The organism is Sphaerospermopsis aphanizomenoides BCCUSP55 (genome assembly GCF_001586785.1).
In the GTDB taxonomy this organism is placed as follows: Bacteria; Cyanobacteriota; Cyanobacteriia; order Cyanobacteriales; family Nostocaceae; genus Sphaerospermopsis_A; species Sphaerospermopsis_A aphanizomenoides_A.
Genome location: NZ_LUFH02000019.1, coordinates 14918 through 30899, shown reverse-complemented (window position 1 = coordinate 30899; position 15982 = coordinate 14918). Strand labels below are relative to the sequence as shown.

Below are 15982 nucleotides of genomic sequence, written 5' to 3'. Positions count from 1 at the left end.
TTCTCCTTTAAAAGTTGTCGGGTGTCAGCCGTTCCGACCCCTCTGACTTTTTTGATTCACCGCCTTTTCTCAAATACTTGATGCACTGGTCTGCTTGGAGGCATCGGGCATGGTGAGGACTACGCTTGGTCAGCATCCTTAGATAAAGTTCGACTTCGTCCCGGCAATCAATTCCGTATACATCGTCCAGAACATTTAGGATGCCGTAGGCGATTACTGTCACTTCATGGTGGGTGAGTTTTTCGCCGTCTTTGTTGCGGGCTATTCGCTCAAGTTGTTCGATTACTGTCAGTTTGTTGATCATTGGTAATTAGTCACTTGTCACTTGTCATCCACCAAGTTGATGGGATAGCAGGGGGAGTGTGAGCGATCGCAAAGCAGCACTCACGGTAGACGCTATCCAAAAATTGCAGAAAGACGCGATCGCCCCAAAGAATCACCTGTGGCTTTTCAGTAAAGGGTAGGATTTCGACTTTCTCCACAAATTGTCCCTGTGAAGTTTGAAGTGTAATTTTCATGGGTAATAGGGAACGGGGAATAGGGAATGGGGAACTCTAGATAAGGCGGGCTAGTTGCAGCTAACCCGCTTTGTTGTTAGAGGAAAAATGAAAGATGGAAGAATTTAACCTGAAGCACGATGATGTCGTGTATTTCAAGGAAGGAATAGGACCCAATAGCACTCAAGCATACCTAGCTGATACTCTGTTGAGGATTATGGAGAGGTGGCTGCAAAATGACTCAAGGAACAATCGGTTCATTATTCCATTTTTGACGGAAGGGCTAGAGTGTCAGGTGTTGCGCCCTGGTAGTACATGGAATAACGGAACTCTCAGGTTTCGGTTTGAATTTATCCCCGACGAACCAGAACCAGAACCAGAACCAGAATCAGAAGAACTAGAAGCCACGATAGAATCAACACCTGCTCTCCCCGCAGCATCTCCGCTGGATGACCTCCGAGCAGAACTAAATATCAAGTAATTACATAACCCCTCCTTTTTTGATGCCCGCCTGTCACCAGGTGGGTTTTCTTGTGCCAGTCTCTCATCTGTCCAACGGTAGATAGGCTCTATATCCGAAGTAAGGAATAATCTATATCCCCGTTAAAACCTACAGTTATCAACGTTTTGAGGGTATGAGAGTCTAGGAATGAGCAGTCTTTTCGGACTGCTCAACTTTATCCACTCTAGCAAAATTGTATTCATTTGTGAAACATCTCTAAAGACTATTCACAAATGAATACCTATGAGATATTATGAAACAAGAAAACCAAGAAAGCAATAGAGGTAGTCCATTGAAAGACCTCAGAGAAGCCGCTGGTCTTAGCCAAGAGCAGTTGGCTAGACAGCTAGACGTTTCTCTAAGCACCGTCCGTCGATGGGAGAAAGGGAAAGTTGAACCATCCTTGACCCGTGAAAAATGGGTTAAATTTTGTTCTCTTTTAAAAGTCTCTTTTGAATCTTTGCCATTGATGCTATCCAAGCATTAGGAGCAAAACCGGGGCGATCGCACCCCGGTAAACAATCAAATAAATAAGAAGCGCGAACCGGGGAGAGGTGGTAGCCTCCCAGCCACTGAGGTAAATATCAACGAACTACCAGCAGCGAATTATGAAAGTGATTGTTGAATTACGAATTACGAATTAAGGAGGAAAATGACCGCCAAAAAACTAATTGAAATACTTTCAAAACTTCCACCTGACACTGAAATTCAGTTCGATGGGAGTGATGAGGAAATTGAGGACTTACTTAATCAAGCAATACAAGCGATGCAAGAAGCTCCTGAACTAAAGACAAATGTTAAGCAATCCTGGCAATTGTTGCCGCTCAAAGACTCGTTGTAGAGGCAACTGACAACTGACAACTAGTAACTAATTAAGGAGGAAAATTGCTTAAAACTAAAACATTCAAAACCTGTGCCGATTTTTGCAAAGCAATTCGGCTACTTGTTGAGAAAAAGAGACATCCCCAGGTTCTATACTATGCCGTCAAACTAGGCTATGTAGTGTTTGATAGAGAAGATTCTTGGTCTGTAACTTATCGGCTTAAAGACGGCATTAATCCCACACAAGCTGATGTCTTAAAAGTAGCTGAAGCAATTAATTCACTTTAATTAAGCAACAAATTCAAGGAGGTAATTTTGACCGTAAAAGAATTGATTTCACAATTAGAAGAAATGCCGTTAGAAGCAGAAGTTTTTGTTCTCTCTGGCGGAGAAGATTTGTTACTTGAAACTGTGGTTTATCTTGATGAAAACGAAATTCGCTTGGTAGGTGAGGAATAAATATGACAACAAGAGGATATGATCCAGCATTCCCAAGTCTTGACAGTGAAGGAAGCACTTTAGACGATGGTCTAAGTAAGCGAGAATACTTTGCTGTAACCATCATGCAAGGACTTCTAGCAGGAGGAAAACACCTGCTTGCATCTACTCCCGGTGAAGCCGTTCGATTGGCTGATTTATTGATTAACAGATTAAACGCAAATGAAAAAACAAATTCAGAAGAACCGACGCAGGATAAAGAGGGGACTGAAGCCTAAAAGATTTTTGATTCCCATAGGATATACCCAGCAAATCTCTCGCAGAATCGCATACTAATCAAAAACGATGAAAGACTTCCTGGACGACCTTTACGAAGCCTCAATAGACGCATTAGCAGCGGTGTCATGGCTTGTAGATAAACGACCAATTGCCTGTGCTTTATCCTTTTGCGCCGCAGTTATCTTACTGCTAACATTCATTTTCTTCTAACATCAACTCAACCCATTAGTTGATTAATCTGCAATCGGTGATTGTATCTATGCAGTCACCACAAATCAACATATCCATTTATCGCAGACATGAGGTATACCAATGCTTGAGACTGGAATTTTGAAAGAATGTACACCTTATCACCACATCTTTTTGGATGGAAAAGTACCCTTAGTTTCTGTCTTCCCATGCCGTCCATCGGAAAACAAACCCTTGTCATTCATGGTTAATTCTGGCTTTTTAACTGCTTTGCAAAAAGAATTATTAGCTAGATTATTACAGCAAGCCAACCCAGATAAAACCCATGATGATTGTTTAAAAGCTGTCCGCAATGGAATTGCAATTGATGTTAAATGGTTCGCCGGAGTATTCCGGTCAGAACAGAAGCCACAGCCAAAAGAACAGAATCTTTGGGAATTAGCAGGACAAATTGATGCTTGGCTATCATCAACCACAATTACCGGATTAGTTGCACTCTTGAATATTTCCTACAGAGAGCAAACTAACCTTAGTCATCAAGTCAAAGAATGGGGATTTGATGATATTTCTCAGCACGTCATCGAGATGGTTGACGATTTATCTGGTGAAGAATATTTAGAACTCGCTTACTACCTTTCTGCAACACTGATTGAACATCTAGTAATAGAAAGAGAGGCTGCATGAAACCACTAGGTTATTATGTGGCACCGCCTAAAAACAGTCAGTTTGCACCATACATTGAAAGGCTGGAAGAACTTTATGGTTCATTCTTCCAGCGGCTGGATAAAGGTCAATTAATGAGCATCCTTAGTTTCTGTAGTTTAGCTCAAGAAACACCAGATAACAAAGCCAACGCTGACCAAATTGGATTAATTCTGCAAGCTTACTTATGGGACAAGAAAATAGAAATTTTAAAACATTTCTATTCCCTTCCCAAGAATATTCTCTTTAAGTTGATTCCATTTCTTCATCAAGTTATAGAGGCTAGACAATGACCAATAGACCCACACCAGACCCATCATGGGATTACGCCCTTGTTTGGCACGAACTTTGTGAACTGGAAACAAAGTTAAAGGAAACCCTGGAAGTTTTGCAGAAGCAGGAAAAATCCTCACATCAATCAAATGCCTTTTTATTGGTTCGCCTTGGCATTTTAGATGGCAAGTTGGAGAAGATTTTTGATTTAGTGAATCCACAGTAAACATTATCCACCCCTGACATCAGGGGTATTTCTATCATGAATGGTGATGAATTAAATAGCTTGATTTGTGAGGTTAGATCTTCAATTTACAAACTGGAATGTGCAGCAATCTTCTTGAGAAACGAATCACTCAGGAGTCTTGTTGTTTCTGACACTCAACGCCAGCTAGAAAAAATTCAACAGATTGTTGACTACCTAAGACCTAATCTTGCATCACTTCAGGAGGAAATAATTAGGAGGAAAAATATTGTTGCCAGTTTAGAAAATAGACTCTCATCAGTTGAGGAGGAAGAATAATGAAGCCAATTAGTTCAAAAATGTAGAAACTCAGATAGGGGTAAATATCAACAATGGAAAAAGGAACATTTGACTATTCAAAAGAAGGCATAAATTATACTTTGTCATGGAAAAGACAACTAGACATCACTGGATTCTTTGTGAAGATGGTATTGTTTCAACGAATTAATTGTCTGACAGATATTCCTTTGTGGGTTCGAATTTGTGAAATGACCTATGCCCAATACGAGGAGTGGAAGAAACTTGATCCATCCGTCATTCCTCTTTCGTTTTTAAAAGAAAACGATATCGAGCTTTTTGAGGAAGATTATGACATCACCTGAATGGATTAGAGACCCACGTTTCTCAAACGCTTGGACAAAGAAGCGAATCACAATTATGAAACGGTTTTCTCATAATAAATTTCCAGAATGGAGAAAACTAGTCTGTACATTTAGACGACAGGGAATACCACCAAAAGAAGCACTTCATCGAGCCGCATTACATTACACAAAACACTTAATAGAGAAAGGGATAGTACCATCCACTATGAAGTGGAACGGAAAACCTCACCACTACGATGAAGACTGTAATTGTTGTGATTTAGCCGTTAAGGCTGGCATTTTACAACAGCCAGGGAAGCTTAGATATCTGGGGAATTTCTACGCTGGCAAAGAGAAAGTTTGTACAACTCTTTATGACGAGGCAGGTGAACCATATACCGATGATATTGAGTTTAACAATCGTTTGATGGCTTATAGATGTGAAGTTTGTGGTAATGAGTGGACAGATGGATATTAACCAAAGAATAAAGGAGGCGAACGGACGGCTGAGAGCTATTAATTGTGGCGTAAGTATTGAACGGGTGGGAGGAAGATTATATTTAAGAGCTATTCTTCCTCCCAAACCCAATTCTGGGAAATATATTCATCATCAGCAACGGATTAGTATTTCAGCAGCCAATAATGATGGAGTAAAAATAGCTGAAAAAGAAGCCAAAAATCTCAGCACAAGAATTGATGAAAGAACTTTTGATTGGGCTGATTATATAGAAATTGAGCAGCCCGCTCCTAAAACTATTGAAGAATGGGTTAACCGCTTCGAGGACTATTATTTTGCCCGACGCGCTAGAAATCACAAATCAGAAACTACCTGGCGTAAAGATTATGTAGAGGTTTTTAAAAAATTAGATTCTAGCAGTACCTTATCTCCTGAAGCTTTAAAAACTGCAATCCTAGAGACAGAGCCTGACACAAGAACTAGAAGAAGGTTTTGTTTAGCCATAAGTGCCTTGACCAAATTTGCAAAGCTAGAGTTTGACGCTAAACTTTACTCTGGGAATTACAGCCCCAAACGCAGACGACCCAGGGATTTACCAACAGATAAAGAAATTGCTGAATGGTTTTATAAAATCAAAAATCATAAATGGAGGTGGGTATACGGATTAATTGCCACTTATGGATTACGAAACCATGAAGCATTTTTTATAGATGTTGAATATCTCAGGAAACGAAACCAGATGCTAATCATTTTGGAGGGAAAAACAGGTTATAGAGAAGTATGGCCGCTGCACCCTGAATGGTTTGAAGAATTTGATTTAGCGTCAATAAAAATGCCTGGTATTAGAACTGATAGGAGTAATTCAGCAATAGGTAACACCGTCTCTCAGTTTTTTGGCAGAAATGCAAGGTTACCCTTTGGAATTTACGACCTCAGACATTGCTGGGCAATCCGTAGCCTGGCTTATGGGATAGACATTTCTCTAGCAGCACAACAGATGGGTCACTCGCTGCACGTTCACTCAACCTTGTATCATTCCTGGATTTCCCGCCGATACCATCAACAAGCTTTTGACTCGGCAATGAGCAGACGCGATCGTCCCAAGCCTCCCAAAATTCAAAAGGGATAATTAAGAATTCATAATTTTAAATTATTAAATCCAGTAAGGCGACTTGCTGGATTTTTGCTATGTAAATATTTAGTCACTGCGACTCTTAATCCGCTGGTTCTGAGTTCGAATCTCAGGTCACCCACTAGCTTTCAGCCTTCGTCAAAAATCGTCTTGACTAAATCTTGCCTAAATTCTCCATTTATCCCCCCTCAAAACCTTTGATTTTTGGGCAAAAGTTGTAAAAATTTCTTGACTAAATTTCATAAAAATCCCTAATGACAAAAGTGATTGCATCCTCTATAACAAATAATGGCAAGTGAAAATGCTTCACAATCAAAAACCGTTCCGGGAATTCCCAGAATGGAGAAATAAAAAGTTCTAAAGAAAAGTTTGACCGATGGTTATTGGTTCAGTGGTGCAGTGGGGGTATTAAATCGGTCAAGGTTGTGGCTTAATTGTCGGACAAATATAAAAAAACGAACTTTTACTAAATTTCATAAACATGGCCTATCAATCAGGGAGAGTGTTTTTACTCTCCCTTTTGTTGTTGATGCAATAACTTTCCTCAAGCACGTCAAATCACCAATTTAGGATAGAACCAGGAGGGGAGATCCCCTATTAATGCTTGTGGAGAAATGATCCTCTACTCAGACTTGGCAACAAGTTTAGGCAAGGTTGCTCATTGAAGCAAGAATCCCCGTCCCTCTATAGCGCGGGGAGCGTCAACCCTTTAAACCGTTCTTTTGCCCCTTCAAAAGCCTCTTGCATCACATTTTGAATTTTTTGAGGGTCTGGTTTTTTACCACCCATTAAATCACCAAAATAAACACAAGCTGCTTCACCCAAAGACCATGTATAAGCACCAGCCCAAGATGCAGCAATTACACTGCCAAAACCAGGCACAAATTTAATTAATTCCCGTGCGACGGCTTGAGCGATAAAACCACCTGCGATCGCACTGACAATACCACCAGCTTGAGATGGTGTCAATGTTTGACCATATAATTTACCCAAAAGTCCCACCATTGAAACTTGCAAAGCTGTTAAAACAGGCATAGTTGCAAAAGGTAAAGGTACTGCGGCTAAAGTAGCAGCCATGATAGAAAAAGGTAAAATGTACCTTCTGGCTGCATCACGATAAATATTACCTAACTTCTCACCAGCTTGTTTATCTAATAATTGATAAATAGCTTTTGACTCAGCTTCCGGTAATAGTTCAGCTAAATTATCTCGCAGTGCGTCTAAACCATAAAATACTGGATGATAACCATCTTCTTCTAAAGTAAAATCAATTAAAACTGCACTATTATATAAACCTGTAAAATTATTTTTTATTTCTGTAAATGCTCGGTTTATTTCCGCAAAATCCGGTGGATAATTGGGATGATCCTCTGTTTCTGGTGGATAAATTTCATGTAAACAAGTCACTGCTAACAAACAGGGAATATTTGGATACTGCTGACGTAGTTTTTGAGCTATTTTTCGCAAAGTATCAGTAGCAAAATCGTTAATTTTCACAGTGAGAATTAAAACTCTAGCCCCTGTAGTTTCTGTTTGTAAATCACTAATTAACTCTTGAATAATTGTTTCTGTATTTTGATTGACATCTCCCAAACCCACCGTATCTGTAAAAACCAACAACGGTAAATCATTAGAAGGATAAGCGTAACGTTGAGTATTTTGAGTATGAGGACGAAAACCCTGTCCGATAATTTCCGCAGAAACGCCTGTTAAACCCCGAACAATAGAACTTTTGCCAGTTTGGGGTTTTCCGATCAATAAAGCTTCTGTCGTCGGTAACTGAGTACGGATAGTTGCTAAAATCTCAGCCACTTGGGCATCATTGACACTAAACCATTGTCCTACATTTTGTTTTACTTGGTTGACAGGTAGGAGTTGGGTTAATTTAGCTGTAGTTTTGTTAACAACACCCGTGATGCGGTTTTTCCAAGAACCATTATCTGACTTGGGTTTTGGTTGATCAGGTGGTGTATTTAATGAATCTGTGTTGGTTTGTTCAGTCATTGGTGTAATTTCAACTGGACACCATTTCTAGTATAACTTGCCGTGTGAAGCATGTAAGCAGAAGTCATCAACCTTCATCAATTAGGAGATTCAGAAAATGTATGTATAGAACTTACGCAAAATATCTCTCAAACCCTCTTTTCTTTGTGTCCTTTGCGTTCTTTGCGGTTAGTTATTTCCGTGAGTTGTGCGTAAGTCCTATATCATTAACATCAAATGATTATAAAAAAAATCCTGTAAATCCTTAAATCCTGGATATCGTGATTCAGACAGATAAAATGCTGATCCCATAATTTGGTTAATCAGCAATATCTGATTATCAATCTTCCTGGGGGCAATCATCCCACAGAGTTGTAATTTCTCGTAAACTCTGATGTGTGCCATTACCTAAAATTAAATGATCCAACAAAGGGATATTTAAAAGTTGCGCCCCTGATAATAATTGCCGAGTTAATTCTATATCTGCTTCACTCGGTTCTAGATTACCAGAAGGATGATTATGGGCAACTATCATCCGTGTTGCACCATGTCGAATTACTTCCCGAAAAATATCACGGGGAGAAGCTAAAGTTTCGGTAGCAGTACCAATAGTAATTACTTTTGTCCCCAAAAACCGATTTTTCACATCTAACAATAAAACCGCAAAACGTTCTTGGCTTTGCCACATTAAGTCTTGACTGAGGGTAGCAGCCGCAGCTAAAGGACTATCAATAACAGCACCCTCCGCAGGCCGAGATAAAAACACTCGTTTACCTAATTCTATCGCTGCCAGAATTGATGTAGCTTTTGCAGAACCTACACCGTGTATTTCCATTAACTCTGCGGGGGTGACATCCCGTAAAGCCGCTAAAGGATCTCGTTGATCTTTACCTAGTTCTTGTAATATATGTTGCCCCAAACCGATTGCGGAGAGTTTACCAGGTCCTTGACCAGTCCCCAGCAGAATCGCAATTAATTCCGCAGTGGCTAATATTTTTGCTCCATGAGTCATTAATCTTTCACGGGGACGCTCATTTTCAGGTAAATCGGCTATTCTGAGGCAATAAGTCATATACAGACAAAGGGATTATGCACCATAGATGTAACTTTATCTATTTATCCCTTTTTGAAGCTGAAAATTATCTCTATGAGCAAAAATATTTAATTTTTAATCAATACTGCTTGCTGTTAAACTGATGATAAATGCTTAGTGCTATCTTGTGCGAATTAAATCCGCAAAACCATAGATGCTGATACCAAGTAAAAGTAAGGCTGTAAATTGAGTTATACGTCGGTGGGGTGAGGCTGGATGAGGGTGATCGGGAGCAGAAATTCCTTCGCGGACTAAAATGGAAATTGACGATCCCACAACAAAACTCAACCCTAGTATCAAGTAAGGTTTGTCTGGTAAGATTGTCGCTATTACCAGCATGGCGATCGCTAACGTCAACATCAATAATTCAATAAATCGCGGTGGATTATATTGACTAGCTAAAATCAGGGTATTGACCCAAAAATTCCACAATCTCATAATTTAGTTATTAGTCATTTGTCATGAGTAATGGGTGATGGGTAATGGGTGATGGGTAATTAATTATTTACTGTCACCTGTCACCTGTTCCCTGTCACCTGTTCCCTGTCACCTCAAAACTGTCACCTTAAAAACTAACGCGCCCCCGCTTTTATTCCTGTACCGTTTTTCTGTGCAGCATCTTCTGGAAGTTCCACACCAAAAACGCGAGCAAAAGCCTTTTCCACTTTGTAACCAGAATCAATTGATTCTAAAGGATCTTTCCGCAGACGGTGACGCAGACATAATGTAATTACGCGACGGATATCATCAACTGTGACTTCTGTCCGTCCTTCAAAGGCGGTTAAGGCTTTAGCAGCACGGTTGGTAACAATGTCACCCCGCAAACCGTCAACGTCTAATTCTGAACAAACTTCAGAAATTTTCACCCGCAAATCATAGTCAAGATTTACTTGGGGTAACAATTCCTGTGCATTGACAATTTGCTGCTGTAATGATTCTTGCTGGGATTTGTAAGTTTCCAGAAAATCTGGGGGATTTTGGTCAAATTCTGACCTTTGTTCTACAATTTGCACCCGCAACGCAGGTTCTTTCACCGTGTGAATTTCCGCGTGCATTCCAAAGCGGTCGAGGAGTTGGGGACGCAGTTCGCCTTCTTCTGGGTTGCCTGAACCTACCAGAACAAACCGCGCTGGGTGACGGATAGAAATCCCTTCCCGTTCTACGGTGTTCCAACCACTAGCAGCGGAGTCCAGGAGTACGTCTACCAAGTGGTCATCTAACAAGTTGACCTCATCCACATAGAGAATACCCCTGTTAGCTTTAGCCAGCAGTCCTGGTTCAAAAGCCTTCACACCTTCAGACAAAGCCTTTTCGATGTCGATAGTACCGCAAACCCGGTCTTCCGTTGCGCCCAATGGTAAATCTACCATCTGCACTTTTTTATGAGCTATGGGAACTTCTGCCCCTTGGGCTACTAGTTGACGGACTTCATCGCTCATCAAGTCCGGGTCGCTGGGGTCACTGCTGAAGGGGTCATTGGCAACCACAGGAATTTCTGGCAGCAGGTCTGCCAAAGCGCGGATAGTTGTGGATTTGCCGGTGCCGCGATCGCCCATAATCATTACACCACCAATTTTGGGGTCAATCACGTTTAACAGCAGCGCCAGTTTCATTTCTTCCTGGCCGACAATTGCAGTAAACGGAAAGACCACGCGACGCGCACTTGCCATAGATTGAGCGGTTGGAGTCACTAAATTACCTTAACAATATTTTTCTTATTACAACTTCCTATTTTGCCACATTTTGGGGCATCAGGTCGAGTGTAGGGTGTAGGGTGTGGGGTGTAGGGTTTAGGGTGTGGGGTAGGATAATGTATTGATCATCTATAGCAATTACCATTCAAGTGAGGTACAAGCTGTAATAATTAAACGCAGATGAACGCAGATAAACGCAGATAATTTTGTAATTCACCAGACCAGGAAACGCTATATTCCCTATTTCCTATTCCCTTAATCTTAAATTTCGACGTAAGTATATGAACAGATTTGATTTTGACACGGAAATAATTACTTCTCCACCTTACGAATGTTTTGTAGGAAATTGGGATGGAGTTTGTCGCACCTTTAGTCCTGAAGGGGAATTCCTAGAAGACACAAAGGTAAAAATTCAGGTTAATTGGATTTCTGCAAACCAATGGCATTTCTATGAACACATTAGCAATCTCTATCAAGTGGGGAAAGTTGCTTATGAATTTGATGTCAATGTCCAGGGTAAATATTGTTATGGTAGCAGTCCACAAATAGAGATTCAAGGAGTGCAGTTAACTTCTACAAACTACGTTTTCACTATGAAAAGTCAGGTTTCCCAATCAACAGTTTATAACAATCATTACTTTATTACTCCTGACCATCGTCGCATTATTACCCACAAGTTGAAAGATGGAGTAACTTATATTTTTCAAATTCAGGATTTTGTTAAGGTTGTGGTCTGATAGCGTAGCTTGGCGCAAGTCATATCAGACAATAAAAATCCTGAACATCCTGAATCAGAACCTGATTATCAATTACCAGCCTGAACATAGCGGAATGTGGAATCAAAATCCACCTCCTTACTCTCGCCCTCAGCCATATTTTTAAACAATACCGTAAACGCACCTGCACCTAACCCATTTTGGGGAAACATCCGATAACAAGGAATAGTAGTTAAATGTGATTGATATTTTGATAAATGACTAACCTCTACTGCTTGAAATTGAGGAAATCTTTCTAATAACCATTCACATACCTGCTCATTTTCTTCTGGTGAATAGGTACAAGTCATATACGCTAAATAACCTTGCGGTGCAACAACTTGCGCTGAGTTAGCAATAATTCGTTTTTGCCGATTGGCACTTTTATTAATTGCCGTATGATGAAAACATCCCGGCGCTTTTTCACCTTTAGCTAATAAAGATTGCCCCGTACAAGGTGCATCAACTATCACTAAATTACTAGTTTCGGCAAACATTTGAGCAAAAATACTAGAATCCCGATTTACCACCCGATTTGGTTGAATTTGACACCGTTTTAAATTAGAAATTAGCATTCCTAACCGTTTACCAATCACTTCATTACTAATCAGTAAATCTGGTTTTAATGCTTTCCACGCAAAGATACTTTTACCCCCTGGTGCAGCACACATATCAAACACTAAAGGCACTGGTTGATTAATTGTTAACAACACAGAAGCAGCAAATACAGAAGAAAAATCTAAACAATAAAAATATCCTTGTTGATGTAGGGGATGTTGACCTGGTTTTTCTCCTAGAGATAAACGGTCTACAAATTCCGGTTGCCAAATTGTTGGTATTTCTACTGCAAAAGGCGAAACTTCAGGCTGATCTTGACACCACAGAATACAAGGTGAAAAAGGTTTGGGATTAACTAAAGCTTCGATAAACTTTGCTTGTTCATCTGCATCATCAAATAAACGACGAGAAAGTTTAAGTAATAAATTAGAAGGTTTTTCCATATTTAAGAATTGGGTAATTTTCGCTAATTAGAACAGTATTGAAACTGTTACACCAGAACAATGCCATTCAGGTATTTGGCTGCATACTGAAAATATAATGACCAAAATGCTATCAGCTATCAGCTATCAGCTATAAAGTAAGAGAAAAAAGGTGTCCTTATTTCCAGCCGTTACATTTATTTCTGGTTTTTGCTGACTGCTGACTGCTGACTACTGACTGCTTTAATGAGATTGCGTTGTGAAAGCGCGTCCATCGAGGCTTCTGGCTTTTGGCTAGAAGCTAACCGTGTTTTGACACTTGTTGAACTAACTCATTGCACCGGAGAGGTCATGGTCTTAGATAATTATAATTTTCCCCGAAAACTGCGCCAAGAAGCCCAACTTTGGCGAGATGAAGGACTTATTAGTTCTTCACAATACGACCAAATTGCCAACCGTTATCAATTTAACAAAATAGAAGCGGCTGCAAAAGAAAGTTCCGGTTTCATAGCCATTGCTGTCGGTGGCTTACTGTTAATTTTAGGTGTCATTATCTTTGTAGCAGCTAATTGGCAAACATGGTCAAGAGAAGTCAAATTTATCTTGTTAATGAGTTTCTTTCTGTCTACTGCTATCACCGGGTTTTTGACCTGGAGAGAACCTACCCTTGCTAAGGGGGAAGGTAAAAAACCACAACGCAGCAAACGTTTACTAGGAGAAGCATTATTAATTCTCAGTGCTTTAATTTTAGGTGCAACTTTACTGTTGATGGCGCAAATATTCAATATTAGCGGTTCAGCTTCTGAGTTGTTTTTAGCTTGGGGTTTTGGTGTTTTAGTCATGGCTTATAGTCTATCTCTCAATTCTTTGGGAGTTTTGGCTATAGTTCTTATACAAATAGGTTATTGGCTAGGACTAAGAGAATTTTGGTCTTCTACTAGTGATTTTAATTGGGCGCGTTTAGCAGTACGACATATGCCCTTAATTTCCTGGTTGTTGTTTGTACCTTTAGCCTATATTTGTCGTTCACGGTTGATTTTTATTTTAGGCACAATTGCCTTTACTCTTTCTCTGCAATACAATCTCAGTCCTTTACCGTTACTGAATTTTTCTGATGTAATTCCTTGGGTAGCTTCTTTTGCGTTAGCACTACCACCGGCATTATTTTGGAGTTATGATGATTTACTTTTTCCCACGATTAATTATCGGTTATTTCAACCCATAGCCCGTAATTTGGCGTTAGTGTGTTTTGCTGTTGTCTTTTATTTATTGTCTTTCCGTTGGCAATGGCAATCTTTTAGCTATAGCTATGGTAATTCACCAACCAATTTCTCGAATGTATTTCAATCTTTGCCCATAATTGATTTAGGAATTCTCAGCGGTTTAGCCGTGTTGCAATGGTTATTTTTGTTTCGTCATCGCAATAATTCTACTCGGAGGGAAGTATTTTTTACCATCACTGTCATTAGCATTTTTCTGAGTTTCATAGTGATCATACCTTTTTGGCATCAAGCCATCGGGCGCATCACTGAACTGGGCATTTTTATTTTTAATGTCTTGTTGGTAACATTAGCTTGGGGACTGATTCAAGAAGGAATGAAGTTAAATAACAGACAATTCTTTTGGTGTGGTATGCTGTTATTTATCCTGCAAATTATCAGCCGAGTGTTAGAGTACGATACCGATTTATTATTTAGATCATTGGTGTTTGTATTGTGCGGTTCTGGTCTGATTTCTGCGGGACAGTGGTTTGAACGTCGCTTCCATGAACGTGCAGCAGTTAAGAAACAGTAAGAAAACTCTGCAACTCTAATTAACAGATATATTAAATCTCTGCGTAAAAAAATCCTATTATTCATTGGTCATTGGTCATTAGACAACTAATAACTATCAACTATCAACTATCAACTATCAACTATCAACTATGACAAATAACTCACCTGAACAAAAGAAAACCTTAACTCCAGAGAAAGAATTCTCCGAGAAACTGACTTTTCGTGATTACTTAATAGCTACTGAACAAAAAGCAAATCAACCATTACCAATTTGGCGGTTAATTGCTCCTCTCATGGCACAAGTTGGTCTAATTTTGGCAGTTCCAACTCAAGCAATGTATACGGAAGTGACTGGTAAAACTGTCGTTTTGCAAACTTTACCTGCATATTCTAATAATGTTTTACAGGGGTCTTCTTTGTCGCTGGATTATAATATCTCTCGCACCGAAACTTTGAGAAGATTACCTGGATGGAGAGATTGGGTCAGACAAAATTCTTTGCGAAATGGACAAATAAATCCAGGAAGTAGTTTATATTTGATTTTGCAAGAACAACAGTCTTTTAATCGTGATTTTGATCGTGGTATTCCTCCAGCTTGGAGACCAATGCGTGTAAGTAGTAATCTACCAATGTATTTACCCAATAATCAGGTAGCTTTAAAGGGTAATTATCAAGATGGGTTGATTAACTACGGGCTGGAAAACTATTACATTTCTGAAGAACAAAGACAGCAAATTAACAATAATCTGTCTCAAGCACAGCAAAATCGAGATGGACGTAGAACACCGATAGTTGTGAAGGTAAAAGTAGATCCTCAAGGTAATGCTGTACCGACGAGTATGTGGATCGGCGATCGCAATTATCGCTTTTAATAGTTATCAGGGAATAGGGAATAGGGAATAGGGAATAGGGAATAGGAGTATGGCTTACGCCACGCTTCGCTATCAGAAGAATAAGAAGAATAAGAAGAATTTATTTCTCCCCTGCTTCCCCTGCTTCCCCTGCTTCTTTTTACTGTCACCTGTTCACTGATTTAATCTTGATGACGTAAATTCCACGCTGCACCAAAAGCAGCACCAGCGCCGGCTAATAATCCTGTACTCATACCTTGAAAAGTTCTTTCTATTGGACTTTGGGTCAAACATTCGCTGGTAATTGTATCAGCACGCATACACATTTTACTTTCTGCCCAACCAGAAGTTCCCCCCAAAATGACACCAGATACACTACAGGAAACAACAAGGAGTAACAGGCGTTTAGTTTTTCTATCCATAGATGGATGTGTAAAGTAGAGGAGTGAATTATGTTTCCAACTACTTTACACTGTTTTTGTAATTTGTAATTGGTAATTGATAATCGGGAAAAATAAAATTAGTTACACATTACCCATTACATATTACTTGTTACCAGCCTCAAATATATACTTAGCCAAATTGTAAGTATTGAGTAGTCAGTAATCAGTAATCAGCTATTATCTGGAATTTATGAGCATTTTTAGCGAGGAATGAGGAATTGATTTTGGTATTGGTTTACTTTAACAATCCTTTAAACTTAGCCTGATAACCAGTTTTAGCTGACTGCTGACT

At 39.6% G+C, this 15982-nt stretch carries 24 protein-coding genes; 16 read left to right on the top strand and 8 right to left on the bottom strand.

Annotation, left to right across the window (positions count from 1 at the left end; genetic code table 11):
- Window positions 1-7: 7 nt before the first annotated feature.
- Together A0J48_RS07005 and A0J48_RS07000 are read right to left on the bottom strand one after the other, a co-directional pair.
- Window positions 8-304: a hypothetical protein gene (locus A0J48_RS07005; protein ID WP_200321603.1), complete on the bottom strand. Its 297-nt coding sequence runs from the start codon at window positions 302-304 to the stop codon at window positions 8-10.
- Window positions 305-314: 10 nt separating this feature from the next.
- The gene (locus A0J48_RS07000) at window positions 315-518 is read right to left on the bottom strand and encodes a hypothetical protein (RefSeq protein ID WP_200321602.1); all 204 of its coding nucleotides are present in this window, start codon (window positions 516-518) and stop codon (window positions 315-317) included.
- A gap of 94 nt (window positions 519-612) precedes the next feature.
- Between A0J48_RS07000 and A0J48_RS06995 the strand changes: the two genes are divergently transcribed.
- The 13 genes from A0J48_RS06995 to A0J48_RS06935 all read left to right on the top strand — a co-directional run bounded on the left by A0J48_RS06995 (window position 613) and on the right by A0J48_RS06935 (window position 6113).
- Window positions 613-978: a KGK domain-containing protein gene (locus A0J48_RS06995; RefSeq protein ID WP_200321601.1), complete on the top strand. Its 366-nt coding sequence runs from the start codon at window positions 613-615 to the stop codon at window positions 976-978.
- A 313-nt stretch (window positions 979-1291) separates the two neighbouring features.
- A complete protein-coding gene (locus tag A0J48_RS06990) occupies window positions 1292-1486 on the top strand; it encodes a helix-turn-helix transcriptional regulator (protein ID WP_200321600.1) in 195 nt (64 codons plus the stop codon).
- Between the two features lie 165 nt (window positions 1487-1651).
- A complete protein-coding gene (locus A0J48_RS06985; protein ID WP_200321599.1) occupies window positions 1652-1840 on the top strand; it encodes a hypothetical protein in 189 nt (62 codons plus the stop codon).
- Between the two features lie 44 nt (window positions 1841-1884).
- On the top strand, window positions 1885-2109 hold the full coding sequence (locus tag A0J48_RS06980) for a hypothetical protein (protein ID WP_200321598.1): 225 nt from the start codon (window positions 1885-1887) through the stop codon (window positions 2107-2109).
- A 27-nt stretch (window positions 2110-2136) separates the two neighbouring features.
- The gene (locus tag A0J48_RS06975; RefSeq protein WP_200321596.1) at window positions 2137-2280 is read left to right on the top strand and encodes a hypothetical protein; all 144 of its coding nucleotides are present in this window, start codon (window positions 2137-2139) and stop codon (window positions 2278-2280) included.
- A gap of 2 nt (window positions 2281-2282) precedes the next feature.
- Window positions 2283-2537: a hypothetical protein gene (locus tag A0J48_RS06970; RefSeq protein WP_200321594.1), complete on the top strand. Its 255-nt coding sequence runs from the start codon at window positions 2283-2285 to the stop codon at window positions 2535-2537.
- Window positions 2538-2850: 313 nt separating this feature from the next.
- The gene (locus tag A0J48_RS06965) at window positions 2851-3411 is read left to right on the top strand and encodes a hypothetical protein (protein WP_200321592.1); all 561 of its coding nucleotides are present in this window, start codon (window positions 2851-2853) and stop codon (window positions 3409-3411) included.
- Entirely contained in the window at window positions 3408-3722 is a 315-nt protein-coding gene (locus A0J48_RS06960) for a hypothetical protein (RefSeq protein ID WP_200321591.1), read from the top strand. Before A0J48_RS06965 ends, A0J48_RS06960 begins: the two co-directional genes overlap by 4 nt.
- Entirely contained in the window at window positions 3719-3928 is a 210-nt protein-coding gene (locus tag A0J48_RS06955; protein WP_200321589.1) for a hypothetical protein, read from the top strand. Before A0J48_RS06960 ends, A0J48_RS06955 begins: the two co-directional genes overlap by 4 nt.
- A 36-nt stretch (window positions 3929-3964) precedes the next feature.
- Window positions 3965-4225, top strand: coding sequence for a hypothetical protein (locus A0J48_RS06950; RefSeq protein ID WP_200321587.1), 261 nt, complete (start codon window positions 3965-3967; stop codon window positions 4223-4225).
- Between the two features lie 53 nt (window positions 4226-4278).
- Window positions 4279-4548, top strand: coding sequence for a hypothetical protein (locus A0J48_RS06945; RefSeq protein WP_200321585.1), 270 nt, complete (start codon window positions 4279-4281; stop codon window positions 4546-4548).
- Window positions 4549-4603: 55 nt separating this feature from the next.
- Window positions 4604-5005 (top strand): hypothetical protein, encoded by a 402-nt coding sequence (locus tag A0J48_RS06940; RefSeq protein WP_200321583.1) that lies wholly within the window; start codon window positions 4604-4606, stop codon window positions 5003-5005.
- On the top strand, window positions 4995-6113 hold the full coding sequence (locus tag A0J48_RS06935; RefSeq protein WP_200321668.1) for a site-specific integrase: 1119 nt from the start codon (window positions 4995-4997) through the stop codon (window positions 6111-6113). The genes A0J48_RS06940 and A0J48_RS06935 overlap by 11 nt, the downstream gene beginning before the upstream one ends.
- A gap of 687 nt (window positions 6114-6800) precedes the next feature.
- Here A0J48_RS06935 and A0J48_RS06930 read toward each other — a convergent pair.
- From A0J48_RS06930 to bchI, 4 genes are all read right to left on the bottom strand, one after another.
- Window positions 6801-8120: a YcjF family protein gene (locus tag A0J48_RS06930; protein WP_200321581.1), complete on the bottom strand. Its 1320-nt coding sequence runs from the start codon at window positions 8118-8120 to the stop codon at window positions 6801-6803.
- A gap of 319 nt (window positions 8121-8439) precedes the next feature.
- Entirely contained in the window at window positions 8440-9171 is a 732-nt protein-coding gene (radC, locus tag A0J48_RS06925) for a RadC family protein (RefSeq protein ID WP_200321579.1), read from the bottom strand.
- Window positions 9172-9312: 141 nt separating this feature from the next.
- Entirely contained in the window at window positions 9313-9630 is a 318-nt protein-coding gene (locus tag A0J48_RS06920) for a hypothetical protein (RefSeq protein ID WP_200321577.1), read from the bottom strand.
- Window positions 9631-9764: 134 nt separating this feature from the next.
- Entirely contained in the window at window positions 9765-10883 is a 1119-nt protein-coding gene (bchI, locus tag A0J48_RS06915) for a magnesium chelatase ATPase subunit I (RefSeq protein WP_200321575.1), read from the bottom strand.
- 284 nt (window positions 10884-11167) lie between these two features.
- Between bchI and A0J48_RS06910 the strand changes: the two genes are divergently transcribed.
- On the top strand, window positions 11168-11623 hold the full coding sequence (locus A0J48_RS06910) for a hypothetical protein (protein ID WP_200321573.1): 456 nt from the start codon (window positions 11168-11170) through the stop codon (window positions 11621-11623).
- 68 nt (window positions 11624-11691) lie between these two features.
- Here A0J48_RS06910 and A0J48_RS06905 read toward each other — a convergent pair whose 3' ends face one another.
- Window positions 11692-12642, bottom strand: a complete 951-nt coding sequence (locus A0J48_RS06905; RefSeq protein WP_200321570.1) for an RsmB/NOP family class I SAM-dependent RNA methyltransferase — start codon at window positions 12640-12642, stop codon at window positions 11692-11694.
- Window positions 12643-12972: 330 nt separating this feature from the next.
- On the opposite strand from A0J48_RS06905, the gene A0J48_RS06900 reads away from it, so the two are divergent.
- Entirely contained in the window at window positions 12973-14415 is a 1443-nt protein-coding gene (locus A0J48_RS06900) for a DUF2157 domain-containing protein (RefSeq protein WP_200321666.1), read from the top strand.
- A gap of 130 nt (window positions 14416-14545) precedes the next feature.
- Complete coding sequence (locus A0J48_RS06895; protein WP_200321568.1) at window positions 14546-15268, top strand: GDYXXLXY domain-containing protein; 723 nt, start codon at window positions 14546-14548, stop codon at window positions 15266-15268.
- 161 nt (window positions 15269-15429) lie between these two features.
- On the opposite strand, the gene A0J48_RS06890 is transcribed toward A0J48_RS06895, so the two are convergent.
- Window positions 15430-15669, bottom strand: coding sequence for a hypothetical protein (locus A0J48_RS06890; protein WP_200321566.1), 240 nt, complete (start codon window positions 15667-15669; stop codon window positions 15430-15432).
- Window positions 15670-15982 lie beyond the last annotated feature (313 nt).

Excerpts from the sequence above, each read along its gene's own strand:
- A0J48_RS07005 (WP_200321603.1), bottom strand. The coding sequence starts at position 304 with ATGATCAACAAACTGACAGTAATCGAACAACTTGAGCGAATAGCCCGC.
- A0J48_RS07000 (WP_200321602.1), bottom strand. The coding sequence starts at position 518 with ATGAAAATTACACTTCAAACTTCACAGGGACAATTTGTGGAGAAAGTC.
- A0J48_RS06995 (WP_200321601.1), top strand. The coding sequence starts at position 613 with ATGGAAGAATTTAACCTGAAGCACGATGATGTCGTGTATTTCAAGGAA.
- A0J48_RS06985 (WP_200321599.1), top strand. The coding sequence starts at position 1,652 with ATGACCGCCAAAAAACTAATTGAAATACTTTCAAAACTTCCACCTGAC.
- A0J48_RS06970 (WP_200321594.1), top strand. The coding sequence starts at position 2,283 with ATGACAACAAGAGGATATGATCCAGCATTCCCAAGTCTTGACAGTGAA.
- A0J48_RS06965 (WP_200321592.1), top strand. The coding sequence starts at position 2,851 with ATGCTTGAGACTGGAATTTTGAAAGAATGTACACCTTATCACCACATC.
- A0J48_RS06960 (WP_200321591.1), top strand. The coding sequence starts at position 3,408 with ATGAAACCACTAGGTTATTATGTGGCACCGCCTAAAAACAGTCAGTTT.
- A0J48_RS06955 (WP_200321589.1), top strand. The coding sequence starts at position 3,719 with ATGACCAATAGACCCACACCAGACCCATCATGGGATTACGCCCTTGTT.
- A0J48_RS06950 (WP_200321587.1), top strand. The coding sequence starts at position 3,965 with ATGAATGGTGATGAATTAAATAGCTTGATTTGTGAGGTTAGATCTTCA.
- A0J48_RS06945 (WP_200321585.1), top strand. The coding sequence starts at position 4,279 with ATGGAAAAAGGAACATTTGACTATTCAAAAGAAGGCATAAATTATACT.
- A0J48_RS06940 (WP_200321583.1), top strand. The coding sequence starts at position 4,604 with ATGAAACGGTTTTCTCATAATAAATTTCCAGAATGGAGAAAACTAGTC.
- A0J48_RS06935 (WP_200321668.1), top strand. The coding sequence starts at position 4,995 with ATGGATATTAACCAAAGAATAAAGGAGGCGAACGGACGGCTGAGAGCT.
- A0J48_RS06930 (WP_200321581.1), bottom strand. The coding sequence starts at position 8,120 with ATGACTGAACAAACCAACACAGATTCATTAAATACACCACCTGATCAA.
- radC (WP_200321579.1), bottom strand. The coding sequence starts at position 9,171 with ATGACTTATTGCCTCAGAATAGCCGATTTACCTGAAAATGAGCGTCCC.
- A0J48_RS06920 (WP_200321577.1), bottom strand. The coding sequence starts at position 9,630 with ATGAGATTGTGGAATTTTTGGGTCAATACCCTGATTTTAGCTAGTCAA.
- A0J48_RS06910 (WP_200321573.1), top strand. The coding sequence starts at position 11,168 with ATGAACAGATTTGATTTTGACACGGAAATAATTACTTCTCCACCTTAC.
- A0J48_RS06905 (WP_200321570.1), bottom strand. The coding sequence starts at position 12,642 with ATGGAAAAACCTTCTAATTTATTACTTAAACTTTCTCGTCGTTTATTT.
- A0J48_RS06900 (WP_200321666.1), top strand. The coding sequence starts at position 12,973 with ATGGTCTTAGATAATTATAATTTTCCCCGAAAACTGCGCCAAGAAGCC.
- A0J48_RS06895 (WP_200321568.1), top strand. The coding sequence starts at position 14,546 with ATGACAAATAACTCACCTGAACAAAAGAAAACCTTAACTCCAGAGAAA.
- A0J48_RS06890 (WP_200321566.1), bottom strand. The coding sequence starts at position 15,669 with ATGGATAGAAAAACTAAACGCCTGTTACTCCTTGTTGTTTCCTGTAGT.